14 protein-coding genes and 1 riboswitch are annotated in these 13,032 nt (G+C 70.1%); of the genes, 10 read left to right on the top strand and 4 right to left on the bottom strand.

What is annotated here, in order from left to right; translation table 11 throughout:
• Nucleotides 1-12: 12 nt before the first annotated feature.
• From QM701_RS14705 to QM701_RS14695, 3 genes are read right to left on the bottom strand one after another with little or no spacing between them, the layout of a single operon-like run.
• Nucleotides 13-1,935 carry a ribonuclease catalytic domain-containing protein gene (locus QM701_RS14705; RefSeq protein WP_415167785.1) on the bottom strand — a complete coding sequence of 641 codons (1,923 nt, stop codon included), beginning with the start codon at nucleotides 1,933-1,935 and terminating at the stop codon, nucleotides 13-15.
• Nucleotides 1,936-1,943: 8 nt separating this feature from the next.
• Nucleotides 1,944-2,513, bottom strand: coding sequence for a YqiA/YcfP family alpha/beta fold hydrolase (locus QM701_RS14700; protein WP_415167784.1), 570 nt, complete (start codon nucleotides 2,511-2,513; stop codon nucleotides 1,944-1,946).
• Nucleotides 2,510-3,334 (bottom strand): undecaprenyl-diphosphate phosphatase, encoded by an 825-nt coding sequence (locus QM701_RS14695; RefSeq protein WP_415167783.1) that lies wholly within the window; start codon nucleotides 3,332-3,334, stop codon nucleotides 2,510-2,512. The genes QM701_RS14700 and QM701_RS14695 overlap by 4 nt, the downstream gene beginning before the upstream one ends.
• Nucleotides 3,335-3,455: 121 nt before the next feature.
• Here QM701_RS14695 and QM701_RS14690 point away from each other — a divergent pair, with 121 nt between their 5' ends.
• Nucleotides 3,456-3,923 carry a rhodanese-like domain-containing protein gene (locus tag QM701_RS14690; protein ID WP_415167782.1) on the top strand — a complete coding sequence of 156 codons (468 nt, stop codon included), beginning with the start codon at nucleotides 3,456-3,458 and terminating at the stop codon, nucleotides 3,921-3,923.
• Nucleotides 3,924-3,925: 2 nt separating this feature from the next.
• On the top strand, nucleotides 3,926-5,179 hold the full coding sequence (locus QM701_RS14685) for an MFS transporter (RefSeq protein ID WP_415167781.1): 1,254 nt from the start codon (nucleotides 3,926-3,928) through the stop codon (nucleotides 5,177-5,179).
• An 86-nt stretch (nucleotides 5,180-5,265) separates the two neighbouring features.
• On the opposite strand, the gene QM701_RS14680 is transcribed toward QM701_RS14685, so the two are convergent.
• On the bottom strand, nucleotides 5,266-6,078 hold the full coding sequence (locus tag QM701_RS14680; protein WP_415167780.1) for an acid phosphatase: 813 nt from the start codon (nucleotides 6,076-6,078) through the stop codon (nucleotides 5,266-5,268).
• 160 nt (nucleotides 6,079-6,238) lie between these two features.
• Nucleotides 6,239-6,463, top strand: a riboswitch (cobalamin riboswitch).
• A 152-nt stretch (nucleotides 6,464-6,615) separates the two neighbouring features.
• Between QM701_RS14680 and QM701_RS14675 the strand changes: the two genes are divergently transcribed.
• From QM701_RS14675 to QM701_RS14640, 8 genes are all read left to right on the top strand, one after another.
• Complete coding sequence (locus QM701_RS14675; RefSeq protein ID WP_415167779.1) at nucleotides 6,616-7,293, top strand: energy-coupling factor ABC transporter permease; 678 nt, start codon at nucleotides 6,616-6,618, stop codon at nucleotides 7,291-7,293.
• On the top strand, nucleotides 7,290-7,646 hold the full coding sequence (locus QM701_RS14670) for an energy-coupling factor ABC transporter substrate-binding protein (protein ID WP_415167778.1): 357 nt from the start codon (nucleotides 7,290-7,292) through the stop codon (nucleotides 7,644-7,646). Before QM701_RS14675 ends, QM701_RS14670 begins: the two co-directional genes overlap by 4 nt.
• 6 nt (nucleotides 7,647-7,652) lie before the next feature.
• Nucleotides 7,653-8,393, top strand: a complete 741-nt coding sequence (gene cbiQ, locus QM701_RS14665; protein ID WP_415167777.1) for a cobalt ECF transporter T component CbiQ — start codon at nucleotides 7,653-7,655, stop codon at nucleotides 8,391-8,393.
• A 5-nt stretch (nucleotides 8,394-8,398) separates the two neighbouring features.
• Entirely contained in the window at nucleotides 8,399-9,274 is an 876-nt protein-coding gene (locus QM701_RS14660; RefSeq protein ID WP_415169404.1) for an energy-coupling factor ABC transporter ATP-binding protein, read from the top strand.
• 23 nt (nucleotides 9,275-9,297) lie between these two features.
• On the top strand, nucleotides 9,298-10,089 hold the full coding sequence (gene cobM, locus QM701_RS14655; protein WP_415167776.1) for a precorrin-4 C(11)-methyltransferase: 792 nt from the start codon (nucleotides 9,298-9,300) through the stop codon (nucleotides 10,087-10,089).
• Nucleotides 10,082-10,969, top strand: a complete 888-nt coding sequence (locus QM701_RS14650; RefSeq protein ID WP_415167775.1) for a sirohydrochlorin chelatase — start codon at nucleotides 10,082-10,084, stop codon at nucleotides 10,967-10,969. The genes cobM and QM701_RS14650 overlap by 8 nt, the downstream gene beginning before the upstream one ends.
• A 26-nt stretch (nucleotides 10,970-10,995) precedes the next feature.
• A complete protein-coding gene (locus QM701_RS14645; protein WP_415167774.1) occupies nucleotides 10,996-11,670 on the top strand; it encodes a precorrin-8X methylmutase in 675 nt (224 codons plus the stop codon).
• A 196-nt stretch (nucleotides 11,671-11,866) separates the two neighbouring features.
• Nucleotides 11,867-13,000 (top strand): cobalt-precorrin-5B (C(1))-methyltransferase, encoded by a 1,134-nt coding sequence (locus QM701_RS14640; protein ID WP_415167773.1) that lies wholly within the window; start codon nucleotides 11,867-11,869, stop codon nucleotides 12,998-13,000.
• Nucleotides 13,001-13,032: the final 32 nt, after the last annotated feature.

The raw sequence follows: 13,032 nt of genomic DNA, 5'->3' as shown, positions 1-13,032 counted from the left end.
CTCCCGTCCACGTCAGTTCGCCGCCTCTTCCGTTGCCTCGTCCTCGATGTCGGCTTCCGCCACCGCGCTTTCCAGCGTTTCGAGGTAGCGGCAGCCCAGTTCGAGCGTCAATAGATCCATCGCTTCGATCGCCAGCCGGATGCGCCGCCCCTGAGCGAGCTCGGGCATCGAAGGCACGCGCAGGAGCAGCGGCAGATGGTCGAGTTTAACCAGATTCTCGCGGCGGACGGTAGCGTCGAGGGTCCGCACGCCCTCCTGGCGCAGCCAGCGCAGGCACCAGTAGCGCTCCATGCCGCGCTGGAATTCGGCATAGGCGGCATAGGTGAGGTCGAAGTCGCGCATGGCCGCGAACAGCAGTTCCGAACGCGGCTTGAACGGCGGCGCCTCGCCGCGCAGACAGGCCACCAGCTGCCATTGGTTGAGCAGGTCAACGTAGCGCCGCAGCGGCGACGACGCCCAGGCGTACTGGTCGACGCCCAGGCCCTCGTGCGGCAGCGGCGAGGTGGTCATGCGCACCTTGCCGGCGGTCTGCGCGCGGTAGATGGCGGGGATGCCCTTTTCGGCCAGCAGGCCGCCCCAGGTGCTGTTGGCGACGATCATCAGTTCCGAGACCAGCTTGTCGAGCGGGCTGCCGCGCCGGCGCTCGCTGATCTCGACCCGGCACGCCTCGGGATCGGCGAGGTCGCCCACGATGGCGAAGTTGTAGTCGTGCACGCCCTGCACCGCCGACGGCTTGCCGCGCCGGCCCTCGCAGGCGTTGGCCAGGTGCCAGAGCGTCTTCAGCTCGTCGCGGAAGGGGAATTCCGCCAGCCCTTCGGCCAGCGTCTGCGCGTTGAACAGCGGCTCGACGTCGTGGTGGCGCAGGTTGGCGGCGATCGGCACGAGTTCGACGCGCGACTCGTGCGCGACGATCTCGAAGTCCGTCGTCACCGTCAGGTAGAGCGACAGCGCCGGGCAGTCGCGCCCGGCGGCCAGGGTGAAATCGTCCACCACGGCGTCGGGCAGCATGGTGATCTTGGCGCCGGGCATGTAGACGGTCGACAGCCGCGCGCGGGCCACCTGGTCGAGCGGGGAATTCGGCAGGATGCCCAGCCCCGGCGCGGCGATGTGGATGCCGACCCGCCAGCCGACGCCCGGCAGCGCCTGCAGCGACAGGGCATCGTCGATCTCGGTGGTCGCCGCGTCGTCGATCGAGAAGGCGCGCACGTCGGCGCGCGGCAGATCGGCGGGAAACGCGGGCGTCTCGGCGTCGGGAAAGCCCGTGCCGCGCGGAAACTGCTCGCGCAGGAAACGCTGGTAGTGATAGTCGTACGCCGAGCGGATGGCGCCGCACTTTTCCAGCAGATGCGGCGCGGACAGCCCCGTCTCCGCGCAGGCCGCTTCGAGCGCCTTGGTTTCGGGCCGGTTGCGGTCCGGCTTGTAAAGGAGCTGGTCGAGCAGCGGCGCGAACTCCGGCGGCAGCGTGAAGGCCTTGAGCTCGGCGGCCATGCGCTCGACGGTCAGCGCCTGCTGACGCTTCTTTTCAAGACCGGCCAGAGCAGCCGCGAGAATGTCGGGAGGCGCCTTGCGGAAGCGCCCCTTGCCCTTGCGATGAAAATAGACGGGCGCCGCGTGCAGGGCCAGCAGCAGCGCAGCCGCCTCGACCGCCGAGGCCATGTGTCCGGCGCCGCCGAAGTAGTCGTCGGCAAAATCAGAAAAAGAAAACTCGCCATCGCCCGCACACTCCCACAGGAATTCGCTGTCGATGTCCGCCGCCGCCTGCTCGGCACGCTCCAGCAGTTCGCCGGGCGCCGGCTCCTTGTAGCGCAGGAGGACATTCGACGACTTGATCTTGGCGCGCTTGCCCGACGCCGTCTCGACCTGCAACGACGTGTCGTTGTCGGCCAGGATCGTGCCCGCCCGGAAAGCGCCCTCTTCTTCGAACAATACGTGCATCGGCTGGATTATAACCCGCAGAATTCAATGAGTTGCGCGACGTACTCGGGGAAGCGCGTGAAGCTGTGATCGCCGCCCGGAAGCACGATCTGGCGGCATCCGGCATAGCGCGCGACGGCCTGGCGGTAGTCGAGCACCTCGTCGCCGGTCTCCACCATCAGCAGGTAGCGCGACGGCGTGATCCGGGGGACTTCCAGCGCGCGCAGCTGGGCGACGTGTTCGAGGGTGAATTCGAACGGCTCGTGCGTATACAGGTTGGTCTGCGGGCCGAGGTATTTTTCCAGCGAGATCGGCGCCACCACGGCGGGATTGATCAGCACGGCGCGCAGGTCGTATTTCTCGGCCAGCCAGGTGGCGTAGAAGCCCCCCAGCGAACTGCCGGCCACGGCGAGCGGCCCGTCGTGCCCGGCGATGATCGCCTCGGCCTGGGCGATCGCCGCATCCGGCACGTGCGACAGGAACGGGCAGCACAGCCGGTCGCCCAGCCCGCGCGCGGCCAGCGCGTCGGCGAGCAGGCGCGCCTTCAACGACTGCGGCGAGGAGCTGAAGCCGTGCAGGTAGAGGATGCCGGCGCTCACGAGACCGTCCACTCGACCCAGCCGAAGTGCCAGGTGACCAGGACCACGATGCCGAAGGCGATGCGGTACCAGGCGAAGGGCGTGAAGTCGTGGCTGGAGATGAAGCGCAGCAGCCAGCGCACGCACAGGAAGGCGGAAACGAAGGCGGCGACGAAGCCGACCGCCCACATGCCGACGTCGTCGGCGCTGAGCAGGGCGCGGTCCTTGTAGAGCTTGTACACCGTGGCCACGATCAGCGTCGGGATGGCCAGGAAGAAGGAGAACTCGGTCGCCGCCCGGCGCGACAGGCCGAACAGCAGGCCGCCGATGATCGTCGCGCCCGAGCGCGAGGTGCCGGGAATCAGCGCCAGCGCCTGCGCCAGCCCGAGCTTGAGCGCGTCGAGCGGGGTCATGTCGTCGACCGACGGCACCCGGATCGTGTGCTCGCGCCGCTCGGCCCACAGGATGACCAGCGCCCCGATGATGAACGCCAGCGCCACCGGCAGCGGCTTGAACAGGTGCGCCTCGATCGCCTGCTTGAACAGCAGGCCGAGGATGGCCAGCGGCAGGAAGGCGATGAACAGGTTGAGCACGAAGCGGTTGGCCAGCCGTTCGCGGCCCAGTCCGCGCACCACGCCGGCGATGCGCGCGCGGTATTCCCAGACCACCGCCAGGATGGCGCCCGACTGGATGACGATCTCGAACAGCTTGCCGCGGTCGTCGTTGAAATCGAGCAGGTCGCCGGCCAGGATCAGGTGGCCGGTCGAGGAGACCGGCAGGAATTCGGTCAGGCCTTCGACGATGCCGAGAATCAGGGCCTTGAGCAGCAGCAGGGCGTCCACGGATTGATCCAAAAAGGAAAGCATTCTATCAGGATGACGACGGTTTCCCGCCGCGCGCCCGGTCCGGCCCCGGCGACGGAGTATACTGGCGCCCCCGTCCGACACCGCCCACGATCCGACCATGAAACGACCGCCATCGCCCCGCCGGTTCCCTGCCGTCATCGCGCTCCTCGCCGCCGGCCTGCTCGCCGGACCGGCCGGCGCGGAAGTGATCGACATCGACAACGCCGAACTGGCCCGGCTGGCGGCCGGCGGCGTGCCGGTCGTCAACATCCGCACGCCCGGCGAGTGGAAGAGCTCCGGCGTCATCGCCGGCAGCCGGCTGCTCACCTTCTTCAACGAAAAGAGCGAAGCCAATCCGGCGCAGTGGCTGGCATCCGCCAAGGGCTTCGCCAAACCCGGCCAGCCGCTCATCCTGATCTGCCGCAGCGGCAACCGCACGCGCGCTGCGGCGCAGTTCCTCTCCGAGCGGGCCGGCTACGCGACGGTGTACAACGTGACGAACGGGATGAACGGCTGGCTGGCCGAGAAGCGCCCCGTCGTCCCGGCGGAAAAAGCCGCCGCCTGCACGCCGGGAGTCGCCTGTTGAGCATGAACGCCCCCGCCGCCTCCGGCCCGGCGGCGTCCGCGGCGACGCCCGACGCCTCCTTTGCCGCGCTGCTCGCCCAGCGCCCCTTCGTGCTGTTCTGGCTGGCGCGCCTGTTCGGCACCGTCGCCAACCAGATGCTGATGGTCGCCGTCGCCTGGCAGATGTACGACATCACCGGCAGTGCCTGGGATCTCGGCCTGGTCGGCCTGTTCCAGTTCGTGCCGCAGCTGGCGATGACCCTGCCGGCCGGACACGTGGTCGACCGCCTGCACCGCGGCCGCGTCTTCGCCGCCTGCATGATCACCCAGTCCTGCGTCGCGCTGCTGCTGCTGGCGGCGATCCCCGGCAACTTCGCCACGCGCGGGCTGATGCTCGGCGTCTCGGTGGTGCTCGGCGTGGCCCGCGCCTTCCAGCAGCCGTCGCAGCAGGCGCTGACGCCGCAGCTGGTGCCGCCGCACCTGCTGGTGCGCGCCATCGCCCTGTCCACCAGCGGCGTGCAGGCCGCCATCATCTGCGGCCCGGCGCTTGGCGGCGTGCTGTATACGATGGGCGCGATGACCGTTTACGGCACGGGCGGCGCGCTGCTGCTGATCGCCTTCGTGCTCACGCTCGCCGTGCGCTACGCGCACCGGCCGTCGCACTCGGCCAGCACCCTGCGCAGCGTGTTCGCCGGCGTGACCTTCGCGTGGAACAACAAGGTGCTGCTCGGCGCCATGTCGCTCGACCTCTTCGCCGTCCTGCTCGGCGGCGCCACCGCGTTGCTGCCGATCTTCGCGCGCGACATCCTGCACACCGGCCCGGTCGGCCTCGGCCTGCTGCGCGCGGCTCCGGCCGTCGGCGCGCTGACCATGTCGCTGGCGCTGGCGCGCTGGCCGCTGCAGCGGCGCGTCGGCCGGCGCATGCTGGCCTGCGTGGCCGCCTTCGGCGTGTGCATGATCGTCTTCGGCCTGTCGTCGAGCTTCGCCGTGTCGCTGCTCGCGCTGGCCGTCTCCGGCGCCGCCGACAACGTCAGCGTGGTCACCCGCCTGACCCTGATGCAGCTGGAAACGCCGGACGAGATGCGCGGCCGCGTCGCCGCGGTCAACACCATCTTCATCGGCGCCTCGAACCAGCTCGGCGAATTCGAGTCCGGCGCCACCGCCGCGCTGTTCGGTCCGGTCGGCTCGGTGGTGCTCGGCGGCATCGGCACGCTGCTGGTCGCCGCCGCCTGGCTCCGGCTGTTCCCCGCGCTGGCGACGCGGGACGAGATGAAGTAGCCGCGACGGATTCCGGCGATAAAAAAATGGCGCGGATTCCAGCCGCGCCATTTTTTTGGAAAGCCTTCCGGGAGACTTTTACGGCATCAACGCACCGCCAGCGCCTTGGCTTCTTCGGCGCAGTCGGCTTGCGGCCGGGTGGCGGCCGCGCGGGCTTTTTCGACTTCCTGGCGGGCCAGCACGAATTGCGCGGCGAACAGCGGGTTGGCATGCAGGCGGCTGACCGTCGCCGCGCCGACGATACGGCCGGCGTCGATGTCGCTCTTCCAATGCACGCCGCAGATCACGCGGCTTTCGCCGAACGCCAGACCGCGCGCGAAGACGCGGTCGGCGCGGTCGGGGGCGAGTTCCGCCAGGACCAGCGCCCAGGCCCAGCCGATCGAGGTGTGGCCGGAGGGGTAGGAATCGTCCTTGTGCTTCTCGGCGGGCGTGCAGCTTGCATCGCCGAACGTCAGGTAGGGCCGGCGGCGCTTGTACAGGTCCTTGGCCTTGTCGTTCGAGCGGCTGGCGTCGGCGCGGACGCGGCGGATCAGCATGTTGAGGTGCGGCGTGTCCTGCTCGGAAATGCGGATGCCCAGCGCGCAGGAAAACACCTGCGCGGCGTGCGGGAAGGAGAGATCGGCGTCGCGCACCGCCAGGGCCCAGCGCGGCGTGCCTTTCAGCGCGCGCGTGTTGCGGTAGGCTTCGTCGTCGGCGGCCTGCGCCGCGCTGCCGGCTTGCGGCGGCGGCGGCAGGAAGGTGGCGCTATCGGGCTGCTCCGACGACGCCAGATAGCCGATCACGTACCCCGGACGCCCGCCGGAAAGCCCGTCCGGCGATGTCGGCGGCGTCTGCGTCGAGCAGGCCGCCAGGGACAGCCCGCACAGCGTGAACAGGTACGGCGTGAAGCGTGAGCGCATGATGCTCCTCCCATGAAATTGTCTGGATATCGTTGCGGTGCCGGCGCGGCATCGGCTTTCATCGTAGCAGCCGGTTGACGGGGTTTCCAATGGCCGGCGGACGGCCTGCCTGTGGATTTCCGCAGGCGCCCGCCCCTTCCTCCGCGCGGCCGTTCCGGCGTATACTCCGCCTGTTTCAGGTTCCTTGCTCCGCGACCGCGGAGCGGGTGAAACGGGAAGCCGGTGACTCCGTCCATCGCCATGCGCGGACATTCCGGCACAGCCCCCCGCTGCTGTAGGCCTGACGATTCCGGCAATACGCCACTGTGCGAAATATCGTGCATGGGAAGGCGCCGGAAGAGGACGAAGGCGAGTCAGAAGACCGGCCCGGAACGCATGTGGTACCAATCCTCGGGGTGAGGGGAAAGGTTCTGTGGATTCGCCGTCCGTCCATTCGTCAGCATCCGGCCAACGCCCGCTTCACGAATCTCGCCGGCCTTTCTTCCGTGCCATGCCCCTCGAGCGAGTCGTTCGTCGTTTTCGCGAAGGGAAAGAATCATGCACATCATGGAGGGCTTTCTGCCCGTCGAACATGCCATCGGCTGGAGCGTCGCCTCGGCGCCGGTGGTGGCCTACGGAATTCATTCGATCAGGAAGCGCATCGCCGCCAATCCGGAGCAGCGCATGCTGCTCGGCGTGGCCGCCGCGTTTTCCTTCGTCCTGTCGGCGATGAAGCTGCCGTCGGTCACCGGCAGCTGTTCGCACCCCACCGGCACCGGCCTCGGCGCGCTGCTCTTCGGTCCGGCGGCGATGGCGCCGATCGGCGCCGTGGTGCTGCTCTTCCAGGCGCTGCTGCTGGCGCACGGGGGCCTCACCACGCTCGGCGCCAACATCTTCTCGATGGCCATCGTCGGCCCGTTCGCCGCCTGGGCCGTGTTCCGCCTGGTGCGCAGGCTCGGCGGCTCGCTCGCCGTCGGCGTCTTCTGCGCCGCCAGCCTGGCCGACCTGCTGACCTACGTCACCACCTCCGTGCAGCTGGCCTGGGCTTTCCCGGACCCGGCCGGCGGTTTCATGGCGTCGTTCGCCAAGTTCGCCGGCATCTTCGCCGTCACGCAGATTCCGCTGGCGATCAGCGAGGGCCTGCTCACCGTGCTCATCTTCAACGCGCTGGCCCGCTTCAACCCGCAGGAGCTCAAGGACATGAACCTCATCGACGCCAAGGAGGCCCGCGCATGAAGCTCACCCAGAAGCGCACCCAGAACATCCTGCTGATCCTCGGCGTCGTCGTGCTGGCGCTGGTTCCCCTGTGGATCGTCGAGAAGCCCGCGGCCGGCGTCGACGGCGAGGAGGTGGAAATCTTCGGCGGCTCCGACGACAAGGCCAAGAACCTGATCGGCGAAATCCGGCCGGATTACCGGCCGTGGTTCGAGCCGATCATCGAACCGGCCAGCGGCGAGATCGCCTCGATGCTGTTCGCCCTGCAGGCGGCGCTCGGCGCCGGCTTCATCGGCTACTACGTCGGCACCGGCGTCACGCGCGAGAAAATGCGGCGCGAACGGGAAAAGGCCGCGGCCGGACGGCAGGACTGAGGCGCGGTGCTGGTCGAGCAGTGCGCCTACGCCAACCGCTGGCGGTCGGTTTCCCCCGCCGCCAAGGGGCTGTTCGCGCTGGGCGGCTTCGTCGCCGCGTTCGTCGCCGGGCGGCCCGAGGCCGCCTTCGCCGTCGCCGCCCTGATCGTCCTCGCCACGCTGGCCGGCGCCGGCATTGCCGCCAGCCGCTTCCTGCGCGCCGCGCTGCCGCCGCTCGGCTTCCTGGCGCTCGGCTGCCTGTCGCTGGCGTGTTCGCTCGATTTCGCCGACGGCGGGCTGGTGTGGCGCTGGCTGCCGGCCGGCTGGACGCCGCTCCTGCAGCTCGCCGCCCGCTCCTGTGCCGCGCTCGCCGCCCTGCTGTTCCTCGCGCTGACCACGCCGATGATCGACCTGATCGCCCTGCTGCGCCGGCTGAAAACGCCGGAAGTCCTGCTGGAGATCATGGTGCTCTGCTACCGCATGCTGTTCGTCTTCTCCGAAGCGACCCGCGACACGCGCACGGCGCAGGCCGCGCGCCTCGGCTACGCCTCGCTGCGCCTGACGCTGCGCTCGCTGGCCGGCCTCGCCGCCAACCTGACGGTGCAGATCTGGCGGCGCGCGCACGCCCTGCACGTCGCCGCCCAGGCGCGCAACAACGACGGCCCGCTGCGCTTCCTCGCCCCCGAATTCGCCCACGCCGGGCGCGATCTGGCCTGCGCCGCCGCGGGCGGCCTGCTGCTGATCGCCGTCGCCGGAGTGCTCGCGTGACCCCGATGGCGGACGCGACGGACATTCTGCTCGAACTCGAAGCCGTCGCCTTCCGCTACCCGGACGGCAACGTCGGCCTCGACGGCTGCTCGCTGGCCATCCGGCGCGGCAGCCGCAACGCGCTGATCGGCACCAATGGTGCCGGCAAGACCACGCTGTTCCAGCACGCCAACGGCCTCTTCCGGCCGCAGTCCGGCGCCGTGCGCTACGCCGGCGCGCCGCTCGACTACAGCCGCGCCGGCCTGCGCCGCCTGCGCAGCGAGGTCGGCCTGGTGTTCCAGAACCCGGACCAGCAGCTGTTCTCGGCCTCCGTGCGCGAGGACGTCTCGTTCGGCCCGCTCAACCTCGGGCTGGACGTGGATACCGTGCGCCGCCGCGTCGCGGAGGCGCTGCGCGCGGTGGGCATGGAAACCTACGCCGACCGGCCGGTGCACAACCTTTCCTTCGGCCAGAAAAAGCGCGTCTGCATCGCCGGCGTGCTGGCCATGGAACCGCGCCTGCTGATCCTCGACGAGCCGATGGCCGGCCTCGACCACGCCATGCGCGCCGAACTGCTGTCCGTGCTCGACGGCCTGCACCGGCGCGGCATCACCCTGCTGCTGGCGACGCACGACATCGACTTCGCCTACCGCTGGGCCGACGCGATCCACCTGATGGCCGCCGGCCGCTGCGCGGCCTCCTTCGCCGCCGGGCAGCTCGCCGCCGACCCCGGCCTGGCCGCCGTCCTGCAGGCGGCGGGGCTGCCGCTGCCCGGCGTCATCGAACTGCACCGGCAGCTGGCGCTGCGCGGCCACGTCGACCGCGCCGGCGCGCCGCCGCGCAGCCTCGGCGAACTGATCGGGCGGCTGGGTCCCGTGCCCGCCGCCGGCCCGCTCTCTTGAACCTTCACCCGGAGAACTTCCCGATGCCCGGAAAAATCTGGTTTGTCGGCGCCGGCCCCGGCGACCCCGACCTGATCACCATCAAAGGCCGCGCGCTGATCGAAGAGGCCGGCGCGATCCTGTACGCCGGTTCGCTGGTCGACCAGGCCGCCACCCGCTACGCGCCGGCGGGCTGCGAAATCCGCGATTCGAAGGACATGACGCTGGAGGAGATGGTCGCCTGGCTGCTCGAACGGGCCGCGCGCCATGCCACCGTCGTCCGCCTGCAGACCGGCGATCCCGGCCTGTACGGCGCGCTGATCGAGATGACCCGCCCGCTCACCGCCGCCGGCGTCGACTGGGCCGTGGTGCCGGGCGTATCCTCGGCGATGGCCTCGATGGCCGCCGCCGGCGAGACGCTGACGCTGCCGGAAGTCACCCAGACGGTGATCCTCACCCGCGTCGCCGGGCGCACGCCGATGCCCGGGGGCGAGGACCTTGAATCGCTCGCCCGCCACCACTGCACGCTGTGCATCTACCTCTCGATCACCCTGCTGCATGAGGTGCAGGACGCCCTGCGCGCCGCCGGCTGGGCCGAGGATGCGCCGATCCTGGTGGTGCAGAAGGCGAGCTGGCCGGGAGAGGAGAAGATCGTGCGCGGCACGCTCGCCGACATCAAGAAAAAATGCCAGGCGGCAAGGATCGGCAGCCAGGCGATGATCGTCGCCAGCCCGACGCTCGGCGCCGCCGGCTGGGAATCGCTGGCGCGCTCCAAGCTCTACGACCCCGCCTTCACCCACCGCTTCCGCAAAGCCACGGAGAACGACCATGACTGACGCCTGTTCCCCGCCCACCACGCTGCTGCTCGCCGGCCACGGCTCGCGCAACGTCGAAGGCAACGACGAGATCGAGAAATTCGCCGAGGCCTGGCGGCAGCGCCGCCCCGGCGAGCGCATCGAGGTGTGCTTCATCGAGCACGCCGAGGTGCTGCTCGACGAGGGCCTCGACCGCGCGGCGCGGGGCGCCCGGCGGGTGGTGCTGATTCCCTTCATCCTCAACGCCGCCGGGCACGTCAAGATGGAACTGCCGGCGGCGGTGGAAGCTGCGCGCGAGCGCCATCCCGACGTCGAGTTCGTGGTCACCCGCCACCTCGGCATGGGGCGCGAGATCTTCGAGATCCTGCAGGCGCAGTTGAAGCGCCTGATGAAGGAGCTCGACGTGCCCGATCCGCGCACCACCGGCGTCATCCTGCTCGGCCGCGGCTCGTCGGACGCCGGCGCCAACGGCGAGTTGGCGCGCATGGCGCGCTGGGTCTTCGAGGCCAACGACCACGAGCTGGTCGACCTGGCCTTCACCGGCGTCACCTGGCCGCGCCTGGAGACGGTCGTGCAGCGTCAGGCCCGGCTGGGCATGACGCAGATCTGCGTGATTCCCGTCTACCTGTTCACCGGCGTGCTGATCGAACGCATCGGCGGCCAGATCGAGCGGCTGCGGAAGCAGTACCCGCAGATCGCCTTCGCGCTCGGCGCGCATTTCGGTTTCGAGCCGGGCATCTTCGACCTGCTCGACGCGCGCGTCGCCCATTACGACGCGCCGATGGCCAGCCTGCTCGAATGCGATGGCTGCAAGTACCGCGAGGCGGCCGAAGCCGAACACCTGCACGACCACAGCCACACGGCCACGGGCGGCTGCGCGCACGCGCATGCGCACGGTTGAGAACCCTTTTTCGCTAGACTGCCACGATGACCAACACGATCACCGAACAACTGACCGCCGCCGGCCGCGCCATCGAGCACGACTCGTTCTCGATCATCGACGCCGAGGCCGGGCCGCACGCCTACACCGCCGAGCAATGGCCGCTGGTGCGGCGCATGATCCACGCCAATGCCGACTTCGAGTTCAACGGCCTCACCGTCTTCCACCCCGAGGCCATGCGCGCCGGCCTCGCCGCCGTGCTGCAGGGCGGCACGCCGGTCGTCGCCGACGTCGAGATGATCTGCGTCGGCCTGTCGGCGCCGCGCCTCGGGCACTTCGGCATGAGCACCCACCACTACATCAACGACGCCGACGTGATCGAGCAGGCGCAGGCCGAGGGCACCACGCGCGCCGTGCAGGCCATGCGCAAGGCGCACCGCGCCGGCCGCCTCGACGGCGCCATCGTCGGCATCGGCAACGCGCCGACGGCGCTGATCGAGGTCATCCGCCTGATCCGCGAGGCAGGCGCGCGGCCGGCGCTGGTCGTCGGCATGCCGGTCGGCTTCGTCTCCGCCGCCGAATCGAAGGACTTGCTGATGGCGGTCGAGGACGTGCCGTGGGTCGCCATCCGCGGCCGCAAGGGCGGCTCGACGCTGGTCGTCGCCGCCATCCACGCCCTGCTCGGCCTCGCCGAAGTGGAGCAGAGGAAGGCGGGGCGCTGAGCAGCCCGGCCAGTAAAAGCGAGACGATGATGGCAAGCCAATCGCGCCAGCGCCCTCCTCTCCCTCCCCTTCAAGGGGAGGGCCGGGGTGGGGATGGGGTAGCGGCCGCGCCACGCCTCTCATCATCACCGGCACCCCATCCCCCACCCAACCTCCCCCTTGAAGGGGGAGGAGCCTGCCCCGCGGACGCCGCGCGTTGAGCGATAACCCGAAAATCCGCAAGAGCGAGCCGAAGCGTCGGCGCGGCGACCGCAGCGGCTTCACCACCGGCGCCTGCGCGGCGGCGGCGGCGCGTGCCGCGACGCTGGGCCTGCGCGACGGCGAGATTCCCGCGCGCGTGGTCTGCCGCCTGCCGAACGGGCAGGACGTGGCCTTCGCCGTGGCCGAGGCGCGGCTGGCCGACGGCGAGGCGCGCGCGGTGATCGTCAAGGACGCCGGCGACGATCCGGACGCGACCAACGGCGCGCACGTGACCGTCGACGTGCGCCGGCTGCCCGGCGCTGCCGGGCGCATCGTACTGAAAGGCGGCCCCGGCGTCGGCACCGTCACGCGCGAGGGGCTCGGCCTGGAAGTCGGCGGCCCGGCGATCAACCCGGTGCCGCGCCGCAACATCGCGGTCAACGCGCGCGCCGCGGCCGGCACGCTGCTGGAACACGACGGGCTGGAGATCACGGTGTCGGTGCCCGGCGGCGAGGAGATGGCCAAAAAGACGCTCAACGCCCGCCTCGGCATCCTCGGCGGCATCTCCATCCTCGGCACCACCGGCATCGTCCGCCCGTATTCGACCGCCGCCTTCCGCGCCAGCGTAGTGCAGGCCATCGACGTCGCCGCCCGGCAGGGGCAGACCCACGTGGTGTTCACCACCGGCGGGCGCAGCGAAAAGTTCGCCATGCGCCAGTTGCCGGAACTGCCCGAAGTCTGCTTCGTGCAGATGGGCGATTTCGTCAAGGCCGCGTTCCAGGCGGCGATCCAGCGCGGCATGCGCGCAATCACCATCGGCGCGATGGCCGGCAAGCTGACCAAGATGGGCCAGGGCCTGGCCGTCACGCACGCCTGGAAGGCGGCCATCGACCGCGCCCTGATCGCCGACTGCGCGCGCGAGGTCGGCGCCCCGCCGGATCTGATCGAGGCCATCCGCTCGGCCGAGACGGCGCGCTTCGCCGCCGAGCGGCTGGCCGCGCTGGACCTCGCCGTGGATTTCCACCGCGCGCTCGCCAGAAAGGCCATCCGCAGCCTCAAGGAATGCTATCCAGGCCCCTACCGCCTGACCGTGCTGGCCTGCGACTTCGACGGAAAATTCATCGTGCGCGTCAACGAGGAGGAAGGTTAATGAGCACGACGGACAATCCACACGCCGTCATT

It is taken from the genome of Propionivibrio sp. (genome assembly GCF_047602565.1).
Taxonomy (GTDB): Bacteria; Pseudomonadota; Gammaproteobacteria; order Burkholderiales; family Rhodocyclaceae; genus Propionivibrio.
The sequence above is the reverse complement of the archived record's forward strand: the minus strand, read 5'-3'. Positions and strand labels throughout refer to the sequence as shown.